The 8,468-nt window shown below is 73.4% G+C and carries 12 protein-coding genes; 7 read left to right on the forward strand and 5 right to left on the reverse strand.

Features of this window, described 5'->3' with window-relative positions:
- A partial coding sequence (locus ACWDR7_RS12775) for a TrmH family RNA methyltransferase (protein ID WP_449855277.1) occupies window positions 1-820 on the reverse strand: 820 nt, incomplete at its 3' end.
- A gap of 46 nt (window positions 821-866) precedes the next feature.
- On the opposite strand from ACWDR7_RS12775, the gene ACWDR7_RS12780 reads away from it, so the two are divergent.
- The 3 genes from ACWDR7_RS12780 to ACWDR7_RS12790 all read left to right on the forward strand — a co-directional run bounded on the left by ACWDR7_RS12780 (window position 867) and on the right by ACWDR7_RS12790 (window position 2,931).
- Window positions 867-1,718, forward strand: coding sequence for a Sir2 family NAD-dependent protein deacetylase (locus ACWDR7_RS12780; RefSeq protein ID WP_449855278.1), 852 nt, complete (start codon window positions 867-869; stop codon window positions 1,716-1,718).
- Between the two features lie 42 nt (window positions 1,719-1,760).
- Window positions 1,761-2,321, forward strand: coding sequence for a histidine phosphatase family protein (locus ACWDR7_RS12785; protein ID WP_449855279.1), 561 nt, complete (start codon window positions 1,761-1,763; stop codon window positions 2,319-2,321).
- Between the two features lie 133 nt (window positions 2,322-2,454).
- The gene (locus ACWDR7_RS12790; protein ID WP_449855280.1) at window positions 2,455-2,931 is read left to right on the forward strand and encodes an Lrp/AsnC family transcriptional regulator; all 477 of its coding nucleotides are present in this window, start codon (window positions 2,455-2,457) and stop codon (window positions 2,929-2,931) included.
- A gap of 3 nt (window positions 2,932-2,934) precedes the next feature.
- Here ACWDR7_RS12790 and ACWDR7_RS12795 read toward each other — a convergent pair whose 3' ends face one another.
- On the reverse strand, window positions 2,935-3,816 hold the full coding sequence (locus ACWDR7_RS12795; protein ID WP_449855281.1) for an alpha/beta fold hydrolase: 882 nt from the start codon (window positions 3,814-3,816) through the stop codon (window positions 2,935-2,937).
- A 258-nt stretch (window positions 3,817-4,074) separates the two neighbouring features.
- Between ACWDR7_RS12795 and ACWDR7_RS12800 the strand changes: the two genes are divergently transcribed.
- Window positions 4,075-4,779, forward strand: coding sequence for an exonuclease domain-containing protein (locus tag ACWDR7_RS12800; RefSeq protein ID WP_449855287.1), 705 nt, complete (start codon window positions 4,075-4,077; stop codon window positions 4,777-4,779).
- Window positions 4,780-5,052: 273 nt separating this feature from the next.
- Here ACWDR7_RS12800 and ACWDR7_RS12805 read toward each other — a convergent pair whose 3' ends face one another.
- On the reverse strand, window positions 5,053-5,304 hold the full coding sequence (locus tag ACWDR7_RS12805) for a type B 50S ribosomal protein L31 (RefSeq protein ID WP_449855282.1): 252 nt from the start codon (window positions 5,302-5,304) through the stop codon (window positions 5,053-5,055).
- A 93-nt stretch (window positions 5,305-5,397) separates the two neighbouring features.
- Entirely contained in the window at window positions 5,398-6,186 is a 789-nt protein-coding gene (locus ACWDR7_RS12810) for an ABC transporter ATP-binding protein (RefSeq protein WP_449855283.1), read from the reverse strand.
- 85 nt (window positions 6,187-6,271) lie between these two features.
- Here ACWDR7_RS12810 and serB point away from each other — a divergent pair, with 85 nt between their 5' ends.
- The gene (serB, locus tag ACWDR7_RS12815) at window positions 6,272-6,904 is read left to right on the forward strand and encodes a phosphoserine phosphatase SerB (protein ID WP_449855284.1); all 633 of its coding nucleotides are present in this window, start codon (window positions 6,272-6,274) and stop codon (window positions 6,902-6,904) included.
- Here the strand turns inward: serB and ACWDR7_RS12820 are convergent.
- A complete protein-coding gene (locus tag ACWDR7_RS12820) occupies window positions 6,880-7,386 on the reverse strand; it encodes a tetratricopeptide repeat protein (protein WP_449855285.1) in 507 nt (168 codons plus the stop codon). The genes serB and ACWDR7_RS12820 overlap by 25 nt on opposite strands.
- A 47-nt stretch (window positions 7,387-7,433) precedes the next feature.
- On the opposite strand from ACWDR7_RS12820, the gene ACWDR7_RS12825 reads away from it, so the two are divergent.
- Both ACWDR7_RS12825 and ACWDR7_RS12830 read left to right on the forward strand, forming a co-directional pair.
- Window positions 7,434-8,246 (forward strand): SDR family oxidoreductase, encoded by an 813-nt coding sequence (locus tag ACWDR7_RS12825; protein ID WP_449855286.1) that lies wholly within the window; start codon window positions 7,434-7,436, stop codon window positions 8,244-8,246.
- A 66-nt stretch (window positions 8,247-8,312) separates the two neighbouring features.
- On the forward strand, window positions 8,313-8,468 hold a 156-nt coding region (locus tag ACWDR7_RS12830; protein WP_449855288.1), incomplete at its 3' end, for an FBP domain-containing protein.

Consider the following 8,468-nt stretch of genomic DNA (forward strand, 5'->3'; position numbering starts at 1 on the left):
CGAAGCGCAGCGCCCACAGGGCGACGGCGGCGGCCGAGGCGACGTTGAGGGAGTCGACGCCGCCGGCCATGGGGATCGTCACGGTCGTGTCGGCCGCGGCGAGCGCCTGCCGCGACAGCCCGTGCCCCTCGGATCCCATCACGAGGGCGACGCGCTCGGGCGGATCGGCCACGAAGTCCTCGAGCGCGACCGCGTCGTCGGCGAGCGCGAGCGCCGCCACGCGGAAGCCCGCCTCGTGGAGCAGATCGGTCGCGCCGGGCTCGTCGGCGCGCCCGCGCCACTCCGGCAGGCGCGTCCACGGCACCTGGAAGACGGTGCCCATGCTCACGCGCACGCTGCGGCGGTAGAGCGGATCGGCGCAGCGCGGCGTGACGAGCACCGCGTCGGCACCGAGGCCGGCGGCGGCGCGGAAGGCCGCGCCCACGTTGGTGTGGTCGACGATGTCCTCGAGCACGAGCGCCAGGCGCGCGCCGTGCAGCACGTCGGCGACGGGTCGGTCGGCGGGCCGGTGCATGGCGGCGAGCATGCCGCGGTGCACGGCGTAGCCCGTCACGGCCTCGGCGACGGCGTCGGGCACGACGTACACGGGCACCTCGGGGTGCCCCGCCAGCAGCGCCTCGACCTCGGGCAGCCACTTCTCGGCCGTCAGCACCGAGCGCGGCTCGTGGCCCGCGGCGAGCGCGCGGCCCAGCACCTTCGACGACTCGGCCATGTACAGCCCGCCCCGCGGCTCGAGCACGCGGCGCAGCGCGACGTCGGTGAGATCGCGGTAGTCGGCCAGCCGCTCGTCCGCGGCGTCGTCGATCCGCTCGATCCCCATCCGCTCCTCCGATCCCGGTACAACCCCCAAAGCCTAGACTTCCGATGTGACCGCCACCGCCTCGCTCGATGCCGCCGCGACCGCCCAGGTCGGCCGCGCGATCGACGCGCTCGCCGGGCGGCGCCTCGCGATCCTCACGGGCGCGGGCGTGTCCACCGACTCGGGCATCCCCGACTATCGCGGCGAGGGCGCGCCGCGGCGCACGCCCATGACGGCGCAGCAGTTCCTCGCCGACGAGGCCGCGCGGCGCCGGTACTGGGTCGGCTCGCACCTGGGCTGGCAGGCGTTCTCGACCGCGCGGCCGAACGAGGGCCACGAGGCGATTGCCGAGCTGGAGCGCGCGGACATCGCCACGGGCGTCATCACGCAGAACGTCGACGGCCTGCACCTGCGCGCCGGCAGCAGCCGCGTCGTCGAGCTGCACGGCACGATGCGCCGCGTGTTCTGCCTGCGCTGCGGCCAGGTCTTCGACCGGCGCGACATCGGCGCGCGAGTCGAGGCCGACAACCCGTGGATCACCGTGCCCGAGAACGTGCCGCTCGGTCCGGACGGCGACGTGCTGCCGGAGTCGACGGAGGGCTTCGTGATCCCCGCCTGCACGGTGTGCGGCGGCATGCTCAAGCCGGACGTCGTGTTCTTCGGCGAGTACATCCCCGCCGGCCGGTTCCGCGAGGCCGAGCAGCTGGTGGCCACCGCCGACGCGCTGCTCGTGGCCGGCTCGTCGCTCGTCGTGAACTCCGGGATCCGGCTCGTCGAGCGCGCCCGGCGCCGCAAGCTGCCCGTCGTCATCGTCAACCGCGGCGAGACGAAGGCGGATCGCCGGGCGACGGTGAAGATCGACGCGGGCACGAGCCCCGTGCTGGCACACCTCGCGCGGGCGCTGCCGGCCGTCCGGTGACCTCCCAGGGGTGAGGGCGCGGCCGGACGCTAGCCTCGACGGGTGACCCTCATCGCCCTCGTGCGCCACGGACAGACCGACTGGAACCTCGAAGGACGCCTGCAGGGCTCCTCGGACATCCCGCTCAACGACACCGGCCGCGCGCAGGCGCGGGCGGCGGCGGAGCGGCTGCGCGACGGCGGCTACACGGCGATCGCCGCGAGCCCGCTCTCGCGCGCGGCCGAGACGGCGCGCATCATCGCCGCGGAGCTCGCCCTGCCCGCCCCCGAGACCGTCGACGCCCTGGGCGAGCGCGGCTACGGCGTGGCCGAAGGTCTGAGCGTGCTCGAGGCGCGCGAGCGCTACGGCGATGCGGTGCCGGGCGCCGAGACGCGGCCGGCGGTGGCCGAGCGCGCGGCGACGGCGCTGCACGACCTGGCCGCCCGCCACGGCGACGCCCGCGTGATCGCGGTGAGCCACGGCGGCGTGATCGGCACGCTGCTGCGCCTGGCGACCGACGGAGCGCTGCCCAACGCCGACTCCCCCGTCACCAACGCCTCGATCTGGGTCTTCGACGTGGCCGCCGACGGCGTGACGCTCGCCGCGGCCGACGCGATCGCCTGACGCCCGAGACGTGCGGATTGTCAGATCGGCGGGCCGTAGCCGCGGAAGGTCTCCGCAGGGCGCGCATTCGATTCGATAACGACTGAGCATCCTGCTCAGGTCCGGCCGCTGGCACCTGCTAGGCTCCTTCGCTATGGCCTCGCTCGATCACGTCGACCTCGAACTCCTCGCCGCCCTCGCCGAGGACCCGCGCGCCACGGTGGTGGCGCTCGCCGAGCGCCTGCACCTGTCGCGCAACACCGTGCAGGCCCGGATGGCGCGGCTGGAGAAGTCCGGCGCGTTCCGGTCGTTCGAGCGCTCGATCTCCACGGCCGCCCTCGGATTCCCCCTCGAGGCGTTCATCGCCGTGGGGGTGCGTCAGCCGCACCTGCAGAAGATCACCGCCGAGCTCGCGCGCCTGCCCGAGGTGCTGCAGGTGCACGGCCTGAGCGGGCAGACCGACCTGATGGCCTTCGTCGCCTGCCGCGACGCGCGCCACCTCTTCGACATCGACGGACGCATCCTGGGCATCGAGGGCGTCGAGCGCACCGAGACCTCGCTCGTCATGAGCGAGGCGATCCCCTACCGTGTGAGCGGGCTCATGGAGCTCGCCAAGCGCGACGGCCGCTGACGCCTACTCCGCCAGGAATCGCCGGATCGCCTCGGCGGCCTCGGCCGGCTTCTCGTAGTGGATGAGGTGGCCGACGTCGGCCAGCTCGACCAGGCGCGCGTCGGGGAACAGGCCGCGCAGCGCCCGCTCGGCCTCGATGGGCGTGATGTCGTCGCGGTCGGCCGCCACGAGCAGGGTGGGCTGCGCGATGCGCGGCGCCGACTCGCGCACGTCATGCGACACGCTCGTCACGAACGCCTGGCGCAGCACGTCGCGGTCGGCGAACCCCGAGAAGAAGCGGTCGTGCTGGTCGTGGATCCAGCGGCGCAGCGCCGGCTCGCGCGTCTTGGCCATCGCGAGGCTCATGACCCGCACGATGACGCGCGTGCGCAGCAGCCACGTGCCGATCCGCTCGGGCAGGCGGGCGCCGGCCGCGTAGTAGAGCACCGCGAGGCGCGTGAAGACGCCCCGCGGGCCCTCGAGCGCGGGCGCACCGATCGGGTTGATGAGGATCAGGCGGGGCGTGGGAAGTCCCCTCGCCACGGCGGCCGCGGCGACGATCGAGCCGAACGAGTGGCCGAGGACGACGGCGCCCGGAGCGGCGGCCTGCGCGAAGGCCGTGGCCCACTCCGCGTACGCATCGAGGTCGTGGGTGCGGCCCGGCAGGGGCGGCGAGGCGCCGAATCCTGGCAGATCGGGCATGACGATGCGAAGCCCGGGCAGGTGCGCGACGACCGGCTCGAGCCCGTGGTGGTCGCCGCGGAAGCCGTGGTACGCCACGATCGTCGTCTCGGCGTCTTCGGGTCCGTACGCCCAGTACGCCGTCGTGCCGCCGAGCACCTCGACCTCGCGGCGCTCGACGGGGATGCGGGCGAGCCGATCGGCGTAGGGAGAGGCGACGGGCACCCGTCGAGTCTACGGAGCGAAAGGTGCGGCGACGCGCCGCCGCCGCGCCCCGGGAATGTCGGCGCCCCGCCCTACGGTGTGGATATGAGCGACCGCTGGCCCGATCCGCCGCCGCTGTTCGACCTCGATGATCTGGACGAGCCGAGCGGCGCACCCGAGGCCGTCGTGGCGCCCACGGCCGTCGTCGCAGAGACCGTCGTCGTCGCGGAGACCGTCGCCGTTCGCGAGCCCACCCCGGATCCGGTCGACGACTCGCCCATGGTGCTCGCGGAGCGCTCGACGCGGCTGCTCGATCGCGTGGCCGTGTTCGACCTCGAGACCACGGGCGTCGACGTGGAGAACGACCGGATCGTCACGGCCTACGTCGGCCTGCTCGATTCGTCGGGCGCCGTGCTGCACGCCGAGTCGTGGCTCGCCGACCCCGGCATCGAGATCCCCGAGGGCGCCACGGCGGTGCACGGCATCACGACCGCGCACGCGCGGGCGGAGGGGCGCCCGGCACACGAGGTCGTGGCCGAGATCGTCGACGCGCTGCGCACGATCCTCGCCGGCGGCATCCCGATCGTGGCCTACAATGCCGCCTTCGACCTGTCGATGCTCAAGCACGAGGCGCAGCGCCACGGCCTCGAGCCGATCGCCGATCCGCACCCCGTGATCGATCCGCTCGTGATCGACAAGACCGTCGACCGGTTCCGCAAGGGCAAGCGCACGCTCGACGTCGTCGCCGCCCACTACGCCGTCGCCCTGGAGGCCGCGCACGAGGCCTCGGCCGACGCGATCGCGGCCGGCCGCGTCGCGCTGGCGATCGCCGAGCGCTACGCCGACACGCTGCCCGACACGGTGGAGGAGCTGCACACCCGGCAGATCGGCTGGGCCCGTGCCCAGGCCGAGAGCCTCACCGAGTACTTCGTGAGGATCGGTCGCATCGACGCCGTCGTCGACGGCAGCTGGCCCATCCGCTGATCCCGCCGGAGCGAGCACCCGTACCATCGGGGCATGAGCCTCGACGAGCTGATCCGCATCGCGCTGCTCGCGCTGCCGTTCCTCGGCGCGCTCGCGGGCGCCATCAGCGTCATCGTGGTGATGAACTCGTCGCTGCCGCCCCGCCGCCGAACCCGCGCGCGATCGCCGAACCCGCGCCGGATCGGGGGCGGGCTCGCGGATCGAGGGCGGGTTCGGCGAAACCCGGGAACGACGAAGGCCCCGCCGGAGCGGGGCCCTCGTGACGCGCGGGGCTTACTTGGAGCCGAAGCCCTTGAAGCGCTGGTTGAACTTCTCGACGCGACCGGCCGAGTCCATGATGCGCTGCTTGCCCGTGTAGAACGGGTGCGAGGCCGACGAGATCTCGACGTCGATCACCGGGTACTCGACGCCGTCGAGCTCGATCGTCTTGTCGCTGGTCGCGGTCGAGCGCGTCAGGAACGTCTCGCCCGAACCGAGGTCGCGGAACACGATCGGCTTGTACTCGGGGTGGGTGTCAGTCTTCATTCGGATGTCCTTGCGGGAGCGATGGATAAAGGGAAAGTCTGTGGGCGCGACGGCACCAGCGATCAAGTCTATCAGAGGTCGCGCGGGACCCGCTCAGATGCGCGCGCGGGCGGCGTAGCGCCCGTTCGCCGAGGCGAGGGCGATCTGCATGCCGAAGGTCTCGGAGAGATTCTGCGGCGTGAGCGTCTCGCCGATCGGGCCGGCCGCCACCACTCCCCCGTCGCGCATCAGCAGCACGTGGGTGAAGCCCACCGGGATCTCCTCGACGTGGTGCGTCACCATGACGATCGCGGGCGTGGACGGCGAGGCCGCGTACTCCGACAGGAGCGCGAGCAGCACCTCGCGCGATCCGAGATCGAGGCTCGCGGTCGGCTCGTCGAGCAGGAGCAGCTCGGGATCGGTCATGATTGCCCGCGCGATCTGCACGCGCTTGCGCTCGCCGTCGCTCAGCGTGCCGAAGAGCCGGTCGGCGAGATGATCCAGCCGCCAGTCGCGCAGCACGCGCAGCGCGCGGCGCTCGTCGACGTTCTCGTACTCCTCGTTCCAGCGGCCCATCACCGAGTACGCCGCCGTCATGACGACGTTCAGCACGGTCTCCTCGGCGGGGATCTGCCGCGCCAGCGCCGTGGACGCGAAGCCGATGCGCGGGCGCAGCTCGAACACGTCGGTGCGGCCGAGCTGCTCGTCGAGGATCCGCACCGTGCCGGAGGTCGGGTGCATGAGCGTGTCGGCGAGCTGCAGCAGCGTCGTCTTGCCGGCGCCGTTCGGGCCGAGGATGACCCACCGCTCGTCGTCGTTCACCGTCCAGCTGACCCCATCCACGATGTTGCGGGGGCCACGACGGACGACGACATCGGCGAACGAGAGCACGGGGTCTGCCATGCCGATCAGCCTACCGATCCCGAGCACCCGGTTCGGGCCGCGCGCGCCGATTCGCCCGCGGCGCGCACCGATATGCTCGAGCCTCGTGACCGCGCGCTTCCTCGTCGTCCTCGATGCCGACTCCACGCTCATCCGCAACGAGGTGATCGAGCTGATCGCCGACGAGGCCGGCCGGGGCGCCGAGGTGGCCGCCGCGACCGAGGCGGCCATGCGCGGCGAGGTGGACTTCGCCGCCAGCCTGCGCTCGCGCGTGCGGGAGCTCGCGGGGGTGCCGACCGCGTCGTTCGCCCGAGTGCGGGCGCGCATCGAGCCGACGCCCGGTGTGCGCGAGCTGATCGACGGCGTGCACGCCCGCGGCGGCGTCGTCGGCGTCGTCTCGGGCGGATTCCACGAGATCCTCGACGACCTCGCGCCGTCGCTCGGGGTGGACGTGTGGCGCGCCAACCGGCTCGTCGCGGATTCCGGCACGCTCACCGGCGAGGTGGACGGGCCGATCGTCGACGCGGCGGGCAAGGCCGCGCAGCTGCGCGCGTGGGCGGCGGAGCACGGCGTGCCGATGCGCCGCACCGTCGCAATCGGCGACGGGGCGAACGACCTGCTCATGATCGCCGCGGCCGGGCTCGGACTCGCGTTCAACGCGAAGCCGACGGTGCGCGCGCAGGCGCCGCTCGTGATCGGCCCCGTCGACCTCGCTCAGGTGCTGCCGCTGCTGCCCTGATCCGCATCCGTGAGCGCGGCCGCGTACGCGCGGACGGAGCGGCGGTAGCGCGGCAGGCCCGGCTCGATCACCTCGATGGCCACGCGCAGCGCCTCGGCCGAACGCCCGGCGCTGTGCAGCGCGAGCGCGAGGAACACCGCGGGCGCCGCCCCGGTCTCGGGGTGCGGCCGCGCGGCGCGGAGCATCGCGATGGCCTCGTCGGTGCGACCCAGGTTGCGCAGGGTCGACGCGTGCTGCACGACGAGCTGCGCCGCACGCGCGGGGTCGATCGCGGCCAGGCCCGCGTCCGTCGCGGCGGCGTACCGCTCGTCGGCCGCGGCTTCGCGGCCCGCCGAGTCGAGCGCGCCCCCGAGCTCGAAGGCGCCGAGCGCGGGGTGCGGCGCATCCGCCGCGAGCACCCGCATCCGCTCGATCCGCTCCTCGTCGCCGAGGTCGTCCGCCCATAGCGCCGCGACGTGCTCCTCCCACTCGTCCCGATCCATCGCGCCAGCGTATCGTCGTGGCGGTTGACACTGCTCGAGGAGGACGGATGACGCATTCTCTGCCGCTGCGGGGACGCACGGCGCTGGTGACCGGCGCGAGCCGTGCACGCGGGATCGGCGCGGCCGTGGCGCGGCGACTCGCGGCGATGGGCGCCGACGTCGCGATCCATCACCACCGCGCCCACGACGTCGAGCAGCCCTGGGGCGCGGACGAGCTCGCCGACGTGCGCGCGTCGATCGAGCCGCACCTCGCGCCGGGGGCGCGCCTGCTCGACCTGCCGGGCGATCTCGCGGATCCGGCCGCGCCGGCCGCACTGGTCGACGCGGCGATCGACGCGCTGGGCGCGCTCGACATCCTCGTGTGCAACCACGCGATCTCGGGCACGGACGGCACGCTGGCCGAGATCGACGCCGCGGCGCTCGACGCGCACTGGGCAGTGGATGCCCGCGCGGTGCTGCTGCTCACGAAGGCGTTCGCCGCGCGCCACGATCCGTCCAGACCGGGCGGCCGCGTGATCTGGATGACGTCGGGCCAGGGCAAGGGTCCAATGCGCGGCGAGATCGCCTACGCCACGGCGAAGGCGGCGCTCGCGGGCATGACCATGACGGTCGCCGACGAGCTCGCGCCGCAGGGCATCCTGCTCAACACCGTGAACCCGGGACCGGTGAACACCGGCTTCCTCGATCCGGGCAACGGCATGGACGACGCGACCTTGGAGTGGCTGCGCGACCGGTTCCCGAGCGGGCGCTTCGGCGAGCCCGACGATCCGGCGCGCCTCATCGCGTGGCTCGTCAGCGACGAGGGCGAGTGGATCGTCGGCCAGGTCATCGACAGCGAGGGCGGCTTCCGCCGCTCCTGACCCGCCGACGGCGGTTGCGGTGGTCGCTTCATCTCCGCGCCCTCCGGCCGCTCCGTTCAGCAACCGATGGGATCAACCGACCGGTTCAACCGGTCAGCAAGTCACCGCGCAACCGATCACTGTGCGAGCGCGAAGCTTGTGGAGTGGGATCACCTCGACTTCCTCGCCTGGGCCGACCCGCATTCGCGCGGGCGCGGCTACATCGTCGCCGAGATCGACGGC

Source organism: Microbacterium sp. NPDC003461 (genome assembly GCF_053588335.1).

What these genes read in the sequence shown, in the direction of transcription:
- ACWDR7_RS12790 (WP_449855280.1), top strand. Translation starts at nt 2,455, where the DNA reads ATGGCCTCGCTCGATCACGTCGACCTCGAACTCCTCGCCGCCCTCGCC.
- ACWDR7_RS12800 (WP_449855287.1), top strand. Translation starts at nt 4,075, where the DNA reads ATGGTGCTCGCGGAGCGCTCGACGCGGCTGCTCGATCGCGTGGCCGTG.
- ACWDR7_RS12805 (WP_449855282.1), bottom strand. Translation starts at nt 5,304, where the DNA reads ATGAAGACTGACACCCACCCCGAGTACAAGCCGATCGTGTTCCGCGAC.
- ACWDR7_RS12810 (WP_449855283.1), bottom strand. Translation starts at nt 6,186, where the DNA reads ATGGCAGACCCCGTGCTCTCGTTCGCCGATGTCGTCGTCCGTCGTGGC.
- ACWDR7_RS12820 (WP_449855285.1), bottom strand. Translation starts at nt 7,386, where the DNA reads ATGGATCGGGACGAGTGGGAGGAGCACGTCGCGGCGCTATGGGCGGAC.
- ACWDR7_RS12825 (WP_449855286.1), top strand. Translation starts at nt 7,434, where the DNA reads ATGACGCATTCTCTGCCGCTGCGGGGACGCACGGCGCTGGTGACCGGC.